This window comes from Methylocaldum sp., assembly GCF_039794385.1.
Classification (GTDB): Bacteria; Pseudomonadota; Gammaproteobacteria; order Methylococcales; family Methylococcaceae; genus Methylocaldum.
The window spans coordinates 1-14,448 of sequence record NZ_JBDIVO010000093.1 but is presented as its reverse complement, the minus strand read 5'-3'; the positions used below and the strand labels follow the sequence as shown (position 1 = coordinate 14,448).

At 58.1% G+C, this 14,448-nt stretch carries 15 protein-coding genes; 4 read left to right on the top strand and 11 right to left on the bottom strand.

Annotated elements, in window-relative coordinates:
* Positions 1-307 precede the first annotated feature (307 nt).
* The 10 genes from ABJK70_RS10295 to ABJK70_RS10250 form a co-directional block, all read right to left on the bottom strand.
* On the bottom strand, positions 308-853 hold the full coding sequence (locus ABJK70_RS10295; protein WP_156881133.1) for a hypothetical protein: 546 nt from the start codon (positions 851-853) through the stop codon (positions 308-310).
* A gap of 61 nt (positions 854-914) precedes the next feature.
* Positions 915-1,283, bottom strand: coding sequence for a hypothetical protein (locus ABJK70_RS10290; RefSeq protein ID WP_077732064.1), 369 nt, complete (start codon positions 1,281-1,283; stop codon positions 915-917).
* 19 nt (positions 1,284-1,302) lie between these two features.
* Positions 1,303-2,019 (bottom strand): hypothetical protein, encoded by a 717-nt coding sequence (locus ABJK70_RS10285; RefSeq protein WP_347257940.1) that lies wholly within the window; start codon positions 2,017-2,019, stop codon positions 1,303-1,305.
* Between the two features lie 51 nt (positions 2,020-2,070).
* The gene (locus ABJK70_RS10280) at positions 2,071-3,522 is read right to left on the bottom strand and encodes a hypothetical protein (RefSeq protein ID WP_347257939.1); all 1,452 of its coding nucleotides are present in this window, start codon (positions 3,520-3,522) and stop codon (positions 2,071-2,073) included.
* A complete protein-coding gene (locus tag ABJK70_RS10275; RefSeq protein ID WP_086133699.1) occupies positions 3,519-4,199 on the bottom strand; it encodes a carboxypeptidase-like regulatory domain-containing protein in 681 nt (226 codons plus the stop codon). The genes ABJK70_RS10280 and ABJK70_RS10275 overlap by 4 nt, the downstream gene beginning before the upstream one ends.
* 9 nt (positions 4,200-4,208) lie before the next feature.
* Complete coding sequence (locus ABJK70_RS10270) at positions 4,209-5,057, bottom strand: hypothetical protein (RefSeq protein ID WP_347257938.1); 849 nt, start codon at positions 5,055-5,057, stop codon at positions 4,209-4,211.
* A gap of 9 nt (positions 5,058-5,066) precedes the next feature.
* Positions 5,067-5,471, bottom strand: coding sequence for a hypothetical protein (locus ABJK70_RS10265; RefSeq protein ID WP_077732059.1), 405 nt, complete (start codon positions 5,469-5,471; stop codon positions 5,067-5,069).
* The gene (locus ABJK70_RS10260; protein WP_077732058.1) at positions 5,468-6,163 is read right to left on the bottom strand and encodes a hypothetical protein; all 696 of its coding nucleotides are present in this window, start codon (positions 6,161-6,163) and stop codon (positions 5,468-5,470) included. Before ABJK70_RS10260 ends, ABJK70_RS10265 begins: the two co-directional genes overlap by 4 nt.
* 11 nt (positions 6,164-6,174) lie before the next feature.
* Positions 6,175-8,496, bottom strand: a complete 2,322-nt coding sequence (locus tag ABJK70_RS10255) for an Ig-like domain-containing protein (RefSeq protein WP_347257937.1) — start codon at positions 8,494-8,496, stop codon at positions 6,175-6,177.
* Positions 8,497-8,523: 27 nt separating this feature from the next.
* Positions 8,524-10,320 carry an SBBP repeat-containing protein gene (locus tag ABJK70_RS10250; RefSeq protein ID WP_347257936.1) on the bottom strand — a complete coding sequence of 599 codons (1,797 nt, stop codon included), beginning with the start codon at positions 10,318-10,320 and terminating at the stop codon, positions 8,524-8,526.
* A 63-nt stretch (positions 10,321-10,383) separates the two neighbouring features.
* On the opposite strand from ABJK70_RS10250, the gene ABJK70_RS10245 reads away from it, so the two are divergent.
* Entirely contained in the window at positions 10,384-10,575 is a 192-nt protein-coding gene (locus ABJK70_RS10245) for a hypothetical protein (RefSeq protein WP_139841037.1), read from the top strand.
* Here ABJK70_RS10245 and ABJK70_RS10240 read toward each other — a convergent pair.
* Complete coding sequence (locus tag ABJK70_RS10240; protein WP_077732054.1) at positions 10,572-11,036, bottom strand: hypothetical protein; 465 nt, start codon at positions 11,034-11,036, stop codon at positions 10,572-10,574. The two genes, ABJK70_RS10245 and ABJK70_RS10240, sit on opposite strands and share 4 nt — an antisense overlap.
* Positions 11,037-11,444: 408 nt before the next feature.
* Here ABJK70_RS10240 and ABJK70_RS10235 point away from each other — a divergent pair, with 408 nt between their 5' ends.
* The 3 genes from ABJK70_RS10235 to mch all read left to right on the top strand — a co-directional run.
* On the top strand, positions 11,445-12,458 hold the full coding sequence (locus ABJK70_RS10235) for a beta-ribofuranosylaminobenzene 5'-phosphate synthase family protein (protein WP_347257935.1): 1,014 nt from the start codon (positions 11,445-11,447) through the stop codon (positions 12,456-12,458).
* Between the two features lie 45 nt (positions 12,459-12,503).
* On the top strand, positions 12,504-13,619 hold the full coding sequence (locus tag ABJK70_RS10230) for an ATP-grasp domain-containing protein (protein ID WP_347257934.1): 1,116 nt from the start codon (positions 12,504-12,506) through the stop codon (positions 13,617-13,619).
* 42 nt (positions 13,620-13,661) lie between these two features.
* Positions 13,662-14,448 (top strand): methenyltetrahydromethanopterin cyclohydrolase (gene mch / locus ABJK70_RS10225; protein ID WP_347257933.1); only part of this gene is annotated, 787 nt, incomplete at its 3' end.

The window sequence follows — 14,448 nt, the reverse complement described above, 5'->3', positions numbered from 1 at the left end:
ATCAGTGATGGGTTTGGTGAGCCCCAGATCAGCCAGGACATCGGGTTGGCTCAGTCTGGACTTTGCTGCCGCCTGCTCAGATAGCACACGGTGAGTCGGCATTTCATAGGCGAAAGCCGATGCGCCCGCCATAGTTGCCGACGCCACGCCCAACAGCTTGGAAGTTAGTCTGCTCATTGCAGGTACTCCCGGAAGAATTCCCTGGCGGAACCACAATTTTCAAAGCTGAAGTAGTTTTCCATGGCCTGTAGGGAAGGAAGATTGGTGTTATGGATACCCAAGCTATCGAGACGTTCTCGTTCCTTGATCAACGCGGCATTTTTTTCCTTGGGCAGGGAATTCCACTACCCATATATTGCATTGGGTCATGAATATATTTCCCGTAATCCTCCAAAGTGCCCTTGAACTTTTCCAGCTTGATGACCTTGCCGTCCCAGTCGGAATAGCGCACGGGGATGTCGTTCTCGGGCCGGAGCCGTTCCGGCTGCCGACTATTGACCAAGACGCGAATCCGATAGCCACCCTTGAAGAATTGCAGCGCTGGATCCTCGTTTCCCAGTCTCGTGCCATACGGCAAGTGGCTGGGAACCGCTTTCGGTCCCCAGCCGGGGATATGGAACTGACCTTGCTCGTCCGTGACCGCTTCTATTATTTCCAACTCTCCGGTACTTCGCCACGCAGGGTCGTACAGTACCCAGTCCGCCACCACGTTGACGCCCTCCAAGGGCTCCCAGGTCTCGGCGTCGACCACGGTCGCGGTAATCGGCTTGGCCGAATAGGTCTTGGCGCACGCCGGCAGCGATAGTGCGGTGAGAAGAAGATATAAGTACAAAATGATGCCGGGTAGTTCCATGGGCGCTCCTTCACACGGAAGCGGGCTGCCGGATGCCGCCCGAAGTCTGAAACAGCTTGCTTCAGTTGTCCTCCCGGTCCGGCAACGGCGGCGAGGTGAGCGCCTGGTAGAAGTACTCGCGCGCGAATTTACAAAGGGGTCTGCCCCCTTTATCTTTTTGGCCCCGTTTTCCGTGCGCGAGCCGCTCCAAGCTCTTCAGATAATTTTGATAATCGGCAACGTATTGGTTGGGCTGGGTGTTCTTGAGGGTTTGCAGGGCATTCTGGATTGTATACAGGGCTTTCCGCTTCGCCTCGAACTCTTTCTCGACCTGCTTTTCTCGGCAAAATGCTTTTCCGGATTTGCGATTTTCACGTCCGGCAGCGTCGTGGAATAGCGGGAGTAGCGCGAGCACCAGGGTAATCAGGGGCGGCTCGAGTCCGGGTTTCATGAATGGGATCCCGCATGGATCAATAATTTACCCGCGCAGGCACGGGATCGAGCGGGTTTATTAGCGGTGGGGGTTCGGAGAGGTTAGTGTCGCTTAATGTTTCGTATATAGCCTGAGCGCCATAGATTCCCCGTTTCTCGCGGTACGGGGTGGAATCCATAGTATTGGTTTCCGGATCGAGTTGGTTGATTGTCGCAGTGTATGTATACGTATGAAGAGAGGGTTCTGAACTGAGATCCGGAGTGGACCCTGCCGGATACCCTTCCGGAAAGATTTTCATCCAATAGGCGGAAAAAGACCCTGGGTCGGTCAGCACCGCGAGCCGTCCATACCGGCTCACCAGAACGCCTTCGATCGCTGCCGTCGCGGCATACGTCTCAACCGGGTTGGCGGGATCGAAATTCGTCGGGGGTACAAAACGAAAGTAAGCGGAGAATCGATACCGGTACTTGCAGGTATCATAATCGACCTTGAGGATCTGGTCACAATAGTACTGCTTGAAAGGGTATAACCCAAAAGGCAACCCTCCCCATAAATATTGCTCCATGGTATTGTAACTGCCGATTTGGAAGTCGGGTTCGGCGATGTCCTTGGTGGCGACCGCCACCGCGTCTTCCTCCTGCCCTAACGGGCCGCGATAGACGACTTGCAGGTAGAGGTCCGTGGCGTTGATGGGGATGGGAGTCGGGAAGAGGAACGTAACCGGCTGCGCGTCGGCATTGATGCCGGCGGGCACGTCGGTCTCCTCCGAGACGACGATGTCTTCGTTCTCCGAGCGGCACTGTTTTCAGTCGTTAATCCTGGCATTATTTTCATCCTCGGCGCCGTATTCCCCCGACAGGTCCGGCTGATAGCAGCTGTTGCGGTGAAACTTGGCCACGGCCTGGAGCTTGCCCGGCGCTCCCATGGGTTCCACTCCAGTGACGGCGGGCGTGACGTTTCTCAACTTAAGCTTGATCTTGCGGAAGCCGTCCGTGTTCTTCGCTTTCTCGACCGAGTGATCCACGACGCCGTAGACGCCCTCGTCGGGCAGGGAGATTTCCATCTTACCCCGGAAGAAGTAATTGATGAGGCCGGCGGAGTAGGCGACAGCGCGGGGGATGAGGAACTCGTGGGCAGAATCCAAGTCAAAGCGGTTCAGCGCAAAGACAGGAGCCACTCCTTTCTTTTCTAGTTCTGGATCGAATAGCGAATAGCTCGCTGCCCGTGGATTGTCCCTGGTTTCGCTGGGCCGGAGACTATCTGTGACGGTGTTTGCAAAGAAGGTAATCTCACCCGAGATGGCGGGAGGGCAAGGAGGCCGCCCTTGCGCCTCGGCCTCTGCGCACACAGTTACGACATCAAGGGGCTGTCCCTTCATCAAGGAAGACAATGTCGGAGAAGGAAGTGCCTCCGAGCTGAAAAGCGTCCCGGAGGAAAAAAATCCTCGATTAGTGTATTCGGCGATGCCGTTTCCCCCGGTGCCGTTTCCTTCAGTAGTTGTCCAGAACTGGCGCGGCGTGGTGAAATTGCCGGTATCGTCGGCGGAATATACCGGAGCATAAGTGGTGAACCACATATTGGCCGGGGGATTTCTCAGCGTCCACTTCTCGTAGAGGCTTGGATTCCACAGGCCCAGGAAATAGCCGGGAAATGCGCAAATCAGTCCATCGCAATGCGGTTCGTTGCGCACATGCTGGGGTTGGGCCATGTGCTGTAAATGGTGGATAACGTGCCCCAGCGTCTGGAAGGTCAAGCCCCAGTTCTTGCCCCGCTCCGCCTTGTCAGGCTTGGTCAGCGCGTTATAAAAATACTGCCGCCCTTTCTTGTAAGAAAACGGCTGGTCCGTGCTGAAATCCTGGATATCCTCCAACGCCCAATTCGGAGAGGGCGCACCCGGCATCCAGCCGTCCACCGTCAAGCCTTGCCCATTTACTGGATTAAAAAAGTGATAGAGCGCCTGGATATCGCGGCGATTGTCTTCGAAAGCGGCACCATGCTGTATCAGTGCGCTAATGGTCATCAGGTTGCTAACGCCAAAGCCTAACAACGTGTCTGAATTAGGGAATTTTTGGCTCTCATCGTAGAGGTCTACGCCTTTCAGCCCAAGCTGTTTTAGCGTCGAAAGTTTGCTTAGAATCGAATCTTGTGCTGCATAAGCTGCCATTGTCGTATGCGTCCCTACTTCGTATCCACAGGCCGGAATCACCCATGCCAATATAGCGGCTATAAATATAAAGAAGAACGATTTTATTGTCATTTGGCATACTCCTTGAAAAACTCATCCGCCGATCCGCATCTTCCTTTATATTGATCAAGGAGACCAATTGACCAAACTTCAATATCGGCCTGTGGATCAATTGCCTTGAGGCGTTTTTTTTCAGCATCCATGGCCAAGATCATGAGCGGTATTTTTTTCCACTCGCAATCTTCCACAATATCTACCAAATATGAATACAATCCACCGTAGAAAATCTTGATCATTGTGTGAGTAACAACGGGATCCGCTTTCGCTAACTTTATAGTTCGCCCGCTCACCCACGATTTGCGATGAATGCCTGGCGTTTTCGTCCCAGCCCCTGGATAGTTGTTTGTGATCATCTTCCACTCGTAGCCCGGCTTGAAGATGATGATTCGAGGGTCTTGATCGCGCAGTTCGTACAGCATCGGATTGAGCTTAGTGAAGCCTTCGAAGTGGAAGCGGCCGGCCTGGTCCGTGACGGTTTCCTTTACTTCGAGCTGGCCTCTATCACGCTCACCATCGAGGCTGCCGACCACCAATTGCCAGTTCGCTACCACGTTCGCGCCTTCCAGTGGCTGATTCGTCTCGGCATCCACCACCCGCGCCTCGATCGGGTCGGCGATGTAGAAAGGCGCGCCGCAGCCCAGCAAAGAAATCAGCACGAACGCCAGTAACAGGAATCGGAACTTGCTCATTTTGCTATCTCATTCATCGAGGAAATCTTGCCCGTAGGGGCAGCAAGCCCAAGTTTCATAAAGTCCCATCCAGGATATGTAGGCCGTTAGTGTGCCGGTTCGAAAAAATTCGCCATTTGAGCTCCATTTTTCATACTCCCTGAAAAATGCCTTGACCGATCCGCACCCTTTTTCTGAATAGTACTTTTCGTTCGAAAGCAACCGGTCATATAACCCCAAAGTCCGGAAACGGATATGGTTAGCCTTAAAGACTTCATTTTGCTTGCCAGTAGCCAGTATCACCAATGGAATTCTTTTCCATTTGCAGGGGTTCTGAGGAAGCTCTGTAGGATAAAGAACCGCCACATTCTCCAAGAGGATATTTAGATAAGAAAGCTCTCCCGCGTATTCTTCAAGATTTCCCTTAAACTTTCGCATCTCGATAGTCTTCCCGTTCCAATCGGACGTTCTGACGGAAGGCCCTTTGCCGCGCATTTGCTCCGCTGTCTTGCGGTTATAGAGGGCTAGATACTTATAGCCGCTTTTGAACAACAGCAATTGGGGATCCATATCTTTCAACCGGGCGTTCTGGTACTCCAACGGATATCCGCTCGGTATCGCCTTCGGCCCCCAGGCCGGGAAACTGAATTGCCCGGCACTGTCCGTGACGGTTTCCATCACCATCATCTGTCCCAGGTTGGTGCCGCCTTCAAGGCCCCCTTCCAGTTGCCAGTTCGCCACCACGTTCACGTCTTCTAGCGGCTGTTTCGTTTCGGCGTCGACCACCCGCGCCTGAATAGGCTCCGTCGAGTATTTCGTCGCGCAGGCCTGCAGGGGCAACAGCAGCGCAGTCAAGATGGGAAGCAGGAAATTTTTCATGACCAGTCCTCACATGAAATCCAAACGCCATCCTCTCCCCGTAGGAAATGGCAGAACGGTGAGCGGCGCGCCATCCGGAAAAAGCGTTGATTTATGAGCCGGATCGAAGAAGTGGTTCGTACTGCGGTCGTTCGGCACGTCCTCGAACTGGGCGCCACAGGCGATGAGTTCCCCTATCAGATAAGATTCACCGTGCTTACAATTCACGAACTCCTCCGAATCGTCACCTTGGGTCGCGGGAAATTTCTGGGTGGCGTCAAGCCCAAGATTCCGCAGTACGGACTGGTCGGCCAGCATGGATTTGTCGGATGCTGCGCTCGACAATTCGCCGTGGGCCGGAATCTCATACGCGTGTGTCTGCCAAGCATTCACCAGCGCCGCCAAGGCCAAAGCGGGTATCGTCTGCCGTTTCATTTCAGATATTCCGAGAAGATTTCTTCTAAGCGGCCACATTCGTTCTTATCGCGTCTTGAGGACCACCATCGGTAATCGATGGTGCTGTTGCGCACTCCGCTCACTCCGGCCGCATTCAGCCTGTCCGCTTCCCGGAACATCGCCATCAGCCACCGCCTGAACTTCACCCATTTGCAGTCCTGGAAATGAAAACCGGAAGCGGACTTGACCATGCTCGCGTAGTCTTGCAGGCTGCCCTTGAACTTCTCCAGCCAGATGAGCTTGCCATCCCAGTCGGAATAGCGCACGGGGATGTCGTTCCTGGGCAGAAGCCGTTCCGGCTGCCGACGACTGTTGTCTAGGGCGCGAACCCGATAGCCACTCTTAAAAAAGTAAAGCCCTGGGTCTATATTTCCCAGTCTCGTGCCATGCGGCAAATGACTGGGAACCGCTTTCGGTCCCCAGCCGGGAATATGAAACTGCCCTTTTTTATCGGTCACCGCTTCGGCAACTTCCAGGGAGCCATCACTCCGCCAAGTGGGATAGTGCAATATCCACTCCGCCACGACATTAACGCCTTCGAGCGGCTCCCAAGTCTCGGCGTCGACCACGGTTGCGGTAATCGGCTTGGCCGAATAGGTCTTGGCGCAGGCCGGCAGTGATAGCGACGTGAGGACAAGAAGCAAGCGACAGGTCATGAAAAGGGTTTTCATCGGGCTTTACCTCACATGGAATCCAGGCGCCAGATCCCGCTGGGATCTTGCAGGAAATAGATCAGGAAGACGTGGTTCACGCCATCGATCGTGCGGCCGATCGCGTACTCAGCCATGCCTTCGGCATAGCTTCCTAACTGGGGCTCGGTATAGCTGCCGATGATTTCGGCCATATGCGGCATAAGCACATCAAACACCGGTCCGTACTTCGCTCGCGCCGGAGGACTCAGATAGTTCAGCGCCGTTATCTTGTCCCCGGCAATCAGGGCGCTGTTCATGCCGGTCCACAGGGACTGGAACATTTGATCCGTTTGCTCCGGATCCTGCACCACGATCGGGAAGCTCTGGGTGAAGACCGAACCATCCTCCAATGTCACTTTGACGGCCGTCCGATAGGTCCACGGCGTCGAATATGTAAGGTTGAAGTTCACGCTCGCGGTGAAATCGATGGTGCCGTTTCCATCCCAATCGACCTCCACCTTCTGCACCGGGCTCGCCGTGTTGTTCGTCACGCTGAAATCCACCTTGAGCGGCGACAGGCCGCTCTGCGGCTCGGCATGTATCAGTACGCCCGGCGCCGGTGCGCCGGCGACCGAGATCGACTGGCTGACCGTCTGTCCGTCGAGCGTCGTTAACGTCGCGGTGAGGGTTTGAGTCTCCGTGGCAATCGGCACGTCATAGGCGTAGAAATCACCGTCCACAAGGGTGGCTACTACGCCATTGACGCTGATGCCGGAATGGAGGGGCGCGAGGAATCGGCCGCTCACCGTCACGTGATCTCCCGCAACAGTGGCGCCGTCGGCGGGGCTCATGATAGTGAGCCCGAGCGCATTCACCAGTATGCTCACCGGTGCCGAGGTCGTGCTTGCGCCCAGGTTGTCGGTGGCCACGGCGGTAAGGGTATAGCTGCCCGCAGCGACATTGGTCCAGTTGAACGTGTAAGGCGCGCTGGTGGCTGTGCTTAGGATCGTCGTACCCTGGTAGAAGTCGACCTTGGCGATGTTGCCGTCAACATCGGCGGCGCTGGCGTTGAGAGTGATCGTCGCCGGTGCCTGGAAGCTGGCGCCCGCCGCCGGGCTGGTGAGGCTCACCGTGGGCGGGGTGTTGGGCGGTGGGGCGGCTACCGTGATGCTTGCCGCCGCGGAAGTAGCCGTCGCGCCGAGGTTGTCCGTGGCTTTTGCTGTCAGGGAGTAGCTCCCGGCAGGCACATCGGACCAAGTGTAGGCATAGGGTGCAGTGGTGACCGTGGCAAGCCGAGTCGAGCCGCTGAAAAACTCGACCTGTGCAATGCTGCCGTCGGAGTCGGCGGCGTTGGCAGCGAGATTAATCGTGGCTGGTGCGGTGAAGCTCGCGCCGTTAGCTGGGGAGGTGAGGCTGACGGTAGGCGGCGCGTTGGCGCTGATGGTAATGGACACGACCGCCGATACGGTCAGCGCCCCGCGGTTATCGGTAGCGCGGGCCGACAGCGCATATTGCCCGGCCGATTTGGCGCCGCTCCAAATGACAGAGTAAGGTGGCGCGGTGTCGGTGCCGATGAGCGTTGTACCACGGTAGAACTCCACCTTGGCGATGCTGCCGTCGCTGTCCTGGGCTTCCGCCGAGACGGAGATTGGTTCGGTGGTCCCGAAAACCGCGCCATTCGCCGGGGCAGTGAGGTATGCCGATGGCGGCTGATTGGCCGGGGCAATGGTGAGGATGACCGGTTCGGAGGTCGCGACCGCGCCGCGGTTGTCTATGGCACGGGCAGTGAGGGTATAAGTGCCGGCGGACATGCCGGCCCAATGAAACCAGTAGGCGTTGCCGGCCTCCAGATAAGATGAGGGGTTGTCGACCGAGCCCACGAGGACGTCATCCGCATAGTAGTCGACCCGGACCACGTGGCCGTCGGGGTCTACGGCGTCGGCGTTCAGGTCGAGGCCGGTCGAGGTGTCGAATGCGCCGCAGTTGGCCGGCGCGGTAAGCGCCACTAGTGGCGGCCGGTTGACAGTGATGACGACCGGCTCGGAGATAGCGGAAGCACCCAGGTTATCGGTGGCTATGACCCTAAGCGTATAGCTGGCTGCGGGTACATTGGACCACGTGTATGTGTAGGGCGTGCCGGTAGCCGTGCCGATCAGCGTCGTGCCTTGATAGAAGTCGACCTTGGCGATGCTGCCGTCGGTGGCGGTGGCGGTGGCGGTGGCCGACAGTGTGATCGTGGCCGGGGCAGTGAAGCTCGCGCTATTGAGCGGTGCGGTGAGGCTGACAGTGGGGGCGATGTTTTTGCCGGCGACCGCCGTCAGGGGCACCGCAGCGGCGAGCCAGAACACCATACGATAGATGAGGCGAGACATGGTTTCTCCCGTTCCTGTTCAATCGCTTCAGTTGCAGACGAGGCCCGTATTGACGACCAGGTGAAGCAAGGCCGAGTCTGCGGTGATCGGGTTGCTGCGGAACACGGCGGTGAGCCGGTGGATCCCGGCCGACAGCGTCGTCGTGAGAGTCGCGGAGCCGCCGTTCAGAGGGGCGCTACCCAATTGCGACGAGCCGTCCATGAAAAAGACATTGCCGGTCAGGTTCGGGTCGGAAACAGTCGCGGTCAGTGTCGTCGATGTTCGCGAACTTGCCGGGTTCGCCGATGAGCTGAGAGTCATCCCAACCGAGGGCGCACTGAGCTTGAACACGACCGCATCCTCACCACCTTTGTTCGCCGTTTGAAAAGCGCCGGTAGTCGTCTCAAAACCGCCAGCGTCTTCCGTCGCTACGTAGGCGTTGCCAGTGCTGTCGACGGCAATCGCGTTACCGGCTCCGGAGGGCAGGCCGTCATCCACATCGCCTCCCGGTGTGGGGCCGGTTCTGACGAACGCGGAGTAAAGAAGGACATTCCCGGCCAAGCCGATTTTCGATACGAAAAGAGAATCTTCACTGTCCTGTTGTTTGCCGGGCTGAAGCGAATCGATCAGCGGAAATGTGTACGTGCTGGCAAGTCCCGTCACATACGCATGCCCCACATCATCAATGGCTATGCCATAGGCGACGTCTCCGCGTATCTGGAAGGCGTTGAATACCGAATAGCAATAGCGGGTACAGATTTCGCCCCCGAGAAACGACGCATAGGCGAATCCGTCTCCCCCCGGCAAGAGCTTTGCGACGAAAGCATTACCCAGGCTCGAGTTGGTGAGAAGGTACCCGGACTTGGTGGGCTGAAAGGCGTTCTTGACGGGGAAGTTGCTGGAGTAGGTTTCTCCCGCCACGTAGGCGCTACCTTGGGTATCGACCGCGATGGCGTTCGCCGAGTCGTCCATGGAACCGCCGAGGTAGGTGGAGAAAGCGAGCGCCGTGCCCGAGGCATTCAGCTTGGTTACGAAACCGTCCTGTCTGCCCTGACGCGTTGCCTGCAAAGCATTCGCGGTAGGAAAGTTATCCGACGTCGTCGAGCCCGCGACATAAGCATCGCCGCTAACGTCGACGGCGATGCCTTTGCCCGCATCGGTGCCGTTGCCGCCGAGAAAGGTCGCGTAAACCATCCCGGTGCCGTTCGGATTGAGCTTGGCGACAAAGGCGTCGGTGCCGCCCGTGTTGTCGCTGGTCGGCTGAAAGGCGTCCGGAGTCGTAGTGAAATCCGGTTTGGCGCTGCCGGTGAGGTAAGCGGCGCCAGAGGCGTCGACGGCGATGCGGGTGCCGGTTGCGCCAAGGACATAAGTCGAATATACGAGCCCGGTGCCGCTTGCGTTCAATTTGGTGACGAATGCGCCTCCGCCCGTCACGCCCGATTGGTAGGCGCCGCTTGTCACGGGATAATCGCTGCCGGTGGTCCGGCCGGTGACGTAAGCGTTTCCGGCTTCGTCGACAGCGATACCCGTCGCCCAATCCAAGGTGTTTCGTCCCCCCAGATAGGTGGAATACACCAGGGCCGATCCCGTCGGGTCGATCTTGGTAACGAAGACATCCCTATCGCTGTTGCCCAACGACCGGTCGTAAGGATTCTTGAGCGGAAAGTTGGAAGAATACGTATACCCCGCAACGTAGGCGTACCCTGCCGCATCAACGGCAATGGCAGTGCCGGCGTCGTCCGAGGTTCCTCCGATGTAGGTCGAATAGCTCAGCACCGGGTCAATGACCAGAGGTGTTCGCGTATCGTAGGCGGCGACACTAAAGCCAACTTGGTTTTCTGCCATACGGACGTACTGTCCTTCGACCGCTCGTTTCTCTCCTTCTGCAAGCTGGTAGACGAACGGCCGTTGAAAGATCAATTGCCTGCTTCCGGTGTGAAGCACCAGATTTCCGTCGTCATCGATCTCGATACGCTCGGGACCTTCAAAAGCGATCCTGATCTGTGCCGGATCGCCGCCCGGCGAGACAACCAGGTCGTATTCCAGATGCCGCTGGTTGCCGTAATAGACGAGGTCGATGCCGGGATAGATTGCGGCTAGCGGACCTGGGCAAAACTTTCGATGCCGCTGAGATGCCTGGAAGAGTCGGAGCCCCTGAAATAGCTGGTCTTGCCGGGGAGTGGGTCGATGCCTGCTACCGCGGCATCCCGGCGTGCTCCGACAAAGCGCATGCGGAGTGTGTCGAGTGCAGGTTCGAGTGGGCTACCTGCCAAATCGACGACCGCTTCCGAATGCATCAATAACACTCGGTAGCCGGCTCCCCGCGCGACGAAGTCGACCGCATCGTCGGCTTGGCCATGGTTCTTCTCGAAGGCCATGGGCAACTTTCCGTAGCTTCTCAGAATCAGGCCGGAATCGAGACCCTGGTGCGACGATGCCGCGGATTCGACGGCCCTGCCGCTCGTCGTCTCATTGCCATCCGGCCGCGGATCAGCCGCGATGCAGGCGGCGCAAGCCAATAAACCCGAGACAAGTCCCAGACCTTTCAAAAATAGGCTCATTCCTTTTCCCCCGAAGTGATGGTCGATGGCTAACCTTCGTGAAAGGTGCGCTAGCTGCGGCGCGGTACAAGCGAAGTCCTCACCGCAAGTTGTTCTTATTCCTGAAGAGTTGCTTTTTTCAGTAGCCGGAAGTATAGCTGCAATTTCCGGCCTATCTTGTCCGGCGGCAGCGCCCTTCCGTCCGAGCTGAATCAGCCGCCTCTATGAACTCTATGTGAGAATCCATGCCATTCCGTTATCAAAGGCATTGCTGTCGTATGTCGGCGTTAATCCCGCACTGTTCATGCGTGATCGATCTGGTTCCATAAGCTCCAAGGTCGACAAACCGGAGACCATGCAATAGCATGTCCCTTTGCAGTTACTTCTCGAGCGGAAATATCCGCGGCTCTCCGGAAGTCGTTCTAGCCAATGTCAGTCAATTCCTCATCCCACCACAAGCTTCGTGCGCGAGTTATCGCTCCGGCGCGTTTGCACATGGGCTTTCTCGATCTGGGCGGGTCCTTGGGGCGGCGTTTCGGCAGTATCGGCGTCGGTGTCAGCGAAATCGCGACGAGACTATCGATGATGCCTTCGGATCGGCTGACCGCGCACGGACCCGGCGCGGATCGGGCCATCGCTGCCGTCAGCAAGTTCGTCTCCGCGCTGGAGCAGGATTTCGCGGTCGAGATTCGGATCGAGGATGCCATACCGGGGCACATCGGACTCGGCTCCGGCACGCAGCTCGAACTGGCCGTAGGTATGGCTCTGTCCCGGCTTTACGGTCTCGACCTGTCGGTGCGCAATCTCGCTCCCATTGTCGAGCGGGGCGCACGCTCCGGCATCGGTATCGCCGTATTCGAGCAGGGCGGCCTGGTGGTCGACGGCGGGCGCGGCGAAAACACGGTCATCCCGCCGGTCGTCGCTCGCCTGGAATTTCCCGCGGACTGGCGTCTCATTCTGGTGTTGGACGAGCGGGATCTGGGCTTGCACGGCAAGGACGAGATCGAGGCTTTCCGCGCCTTGCCGGTTTTTCCCGCCAAGGAAGCCGCGCATCTCTGTCATTTGCTGCTCATGAAAGGCTTGCCCGCATTAGTCGAGCGCGACATCCGAGGTTTCGGCGAGGTGATCGCGGAGTTGCAACGTTCGGTGGGCGATTATTTCGCACCTGCTCAGGGCGGACGCTTCACCAGCGCCGGCGTCGCCAAGGCCTTGGCTTTTCTCGAAGCTCAGGGCGCCGTCGGCATCGGTCAGAGCTCCTGGGGGCCGACCGGTTTTTGCCTCGTTGAGAACACGACGCGCGGGGAAACGCTGGTCACCGCGGCGCGGCGGCGGTTCGCCGGCACGGCGGGTCTCCGGTTTCTGCTGGCCACCCCCCGCAACAAAGGCGCGGATGTTATGTTGGAGCGAACGGATGCGTCGCGCGAAAAGACGTTGCGTTTATAGCCGCGGCGCGTCGGCGGCGAAGCCATTGAGCGATCATTGGAAAGTTTGCGCGACCTATCGGAACGCCTGCTGCTGATCGGCTGCTCGGCGAGAATGCTGGCGCAATCGGCGGCGCGTGCCGGAATTCGGCCGGTCTCGATCGATCTTTTCGCCGATCGGGAAACACGCGCCTGTTCCGAGCGCTGCGAAGCCGTCAACGGCGCCGACATAGGTTTCGAGCGGGAAAGCGTCTTGCGAGCCGCCGAGCGGCTTGCTCCGGCGGAGCTCGGATACGCTCTGGTTTACAGTAGCGGTTTGGATGCCGATCCCGGCATTTTGGAAGGACTTGCGCAAGGGCGGACGCTCTACGGCAATTCGCCGGAAATTCTCCGTTTATTGAAAACGCCAGATGCCTTCTTCGATCTGCTCCGGCAGCTCGATATTCCTTACCCGGAATCCAGCCGAACGTGGCCGCCCGATCCGGAGAACTGGCTGTTGAAGTCCGCTCGTAGCGAAGGCGGCAAGGGTGTGCGTTTTTGTGCCCGAGCGGAACCGGATTCGAGCGGCTATTACCAGCGCAGGCTTCCCGGCAAGGCCATGTCCGCCCTGTTTCTGGCGAACGGCGAAAATGCGCGGATCATCGGTTTCAACACGCTGTGGACGGCTGATTGTCATGTCGATCAGCCGTTTTTGTTTGCCGGCGCCATCAATCGAGCCGATCTGAGGCCGGAGCAGAGGCGGCAAGTGCAGGCGTACGTCGCTCGCCTGATCCGAGCGGTTCCGCTCAAGGGGCTGAACAGCCTGGATTTCATGCTCGATGGCGAGGTGTGCCGGGTTCTGGAAATCAACCCTAGGCCGAGTGCCACCATGGCCTTGTACGATGAGGATTTTTCACGCGGGTTATTGGCCGAACATATTCGGGCGTGCCGAGGGGGAATTCCGGGTGCTGCGGACACCGGCGGCGTCACCCGGGCCTTCAAGGTTTTTTTCGCATCGCGGGAGCTCGACGTGTCCGAAACCATGTGTTGGCCGGACTGGTGTACGGATACGCCGGTGCCGCGCACGCTGATCGACGTTGGTCAACCGGTGTGCACCGTTCGCGCGGAGGGGGCCGACTGTCCCGACGTCGAACGTTTGATCGAGCTGCGGACAACCGAGCTGCACGAACGACTGTACGGCTAGTACAATCACCTTTTCTTCAATGAACCGGGCAAGAGGGTAACCATGCAACACACTGTCAGCGTTAACGCGCACGCGCTTCCCATCGTCAAGTACATGATCGCGAATGCCGACAAGCTGCGGCTCAAGATCGACAAGCTGGGAAACGGCTGCACCATCATCGACGCCGGTATCGAGGCGGTGGGCGGTCTGGAGGCGGGGCGCTTGATCGCGGAAATCTGCATGGGTGGACTTGGGACCGTCACGCTTACTCACTCATCAACCTTCAGTCGCTGGCCTCTGACCGTGAACGTCCATTCCACGAATCCGGTAATTTCCTGCCTGGGCAGCCAGTATGCCGGCTGGAGCCTGTCCCACGGAGAGGGCAAAAGCGCCTTTTACGCGCTCGGTTCGGGCCCGGCGCGTGCGATGGCGACCAAGGTCAAGGACGGCAACGAAGAGCCCGTCGAAGAGCTTTATAAGGAACTGGGCTATCGCGACCACGGCAAGGAGACGGCCATCGTGATGGAGGTCGACAAGGTTCCTCCGGTCGAGGTGATCGAGAAAATCGCCAAGGCCTGCAAAGTGGATACGAGCGGGGTCAACGTCATTCTGACGCCCACTTCCAGCCTCGCCGGCGGCATGCAGGTCGTCGGCCGCGTACTGGAGGTCGCCCTGCACAAGGCCCATTCGCTTCATTTTCCTCTGGGAAACATCATCGACGGTACCGGAACCGCTCCGGTTCCGCCGCCTCATCCCAATTTCGTCAAAGCCATGGGGCGCACCAACGACGCCATTCTGTTCGGCGGTACCGTGCATCTGTTCGTGAAGGGCAGCGACGAAGCGGCCGAAA

Bases quoted from the DNA above. Each gene is read 5' to 3' on its own strand.
- ABJK70_RS10260 (WP_077732058.1), bottom strand. From the start codon at position 6,163: ATGAAAACCCTTTTCATGACCTGTCGCTTGCTTCTTGTCCTCACGTCG.
- ABJK70_RS10290 (WP_077732064.1), bottom strand. From the start codon at position 1,283: ATGAAACCCGGACTCGAGCCGCCCCTGATTACCCTGGTGCTCGCGCTA.
- ABJK70_RS10250 (WP_347257936.1), bottom strand. From the start codon at position 10,320: ATGGCAGAAAACCAAGTTGGCTTTAGTGTCGCCGCCTACGATACGCGA.
- ABJK70_RS10235 (WP_347257935.1), top strand. From the start codon at position 11,445: ATGTCAGTCAATTCCTCATCCCACCACAAGCTTCGTGCGCGAGTTATC.
- ABJK70_RS10275 (WP_086133699.1), bottom strand. From the start codon at position 4,199: ATGAGCAAGTTCCGATTCCTGTTACTGGCGTTCGTGCTGATTTCTTTG.
- ABJK70_RS10240 (WP_077732054.1), bottom strand. From the start codon at position 11,036: ATGAGCCTATTTTTGAAAGGTCTGGGACTTGTCTCGGGTTTATTGGCT.
- ABJK70_RS10280 (WP_347257939.1), bottom strand. From the start codon at position 3,522: ATGACAATAAAATCGTTCTTCTTTATATTTATAGCCGCTATATTGGCA.
- ABJK70_RS10265 (WP_077732059.1), bottom strand. From the start codon at position 5,471: ATGAAACGGCAGACGATACCCGCTTTGGCCTTGGCGGCGCTGGTGAAT.
- ABJK70_RS10270 (WP_347257938.1), bottom strand. From the start codon at position 5,057: ATGAAAAATTTCCTGCTTCCCATCTTGACTGCGCTGCTGTTGCCCCTG.
- ABJK70_RS10295 (WP_156881133.1), bottom strand. From the start codon at position 853: ATGGAACTACCCGGCATCATTTTGTACTTATATCTTCTTCTCACCGCA.
- ABJK70_RS10255 (WP_347257937.1), bottom strand. From the start codon at position 8,496: ATGTCTCGCCTCATCTATCGTATGGTGTTCTGGCTCGCCGCTGCGGTG.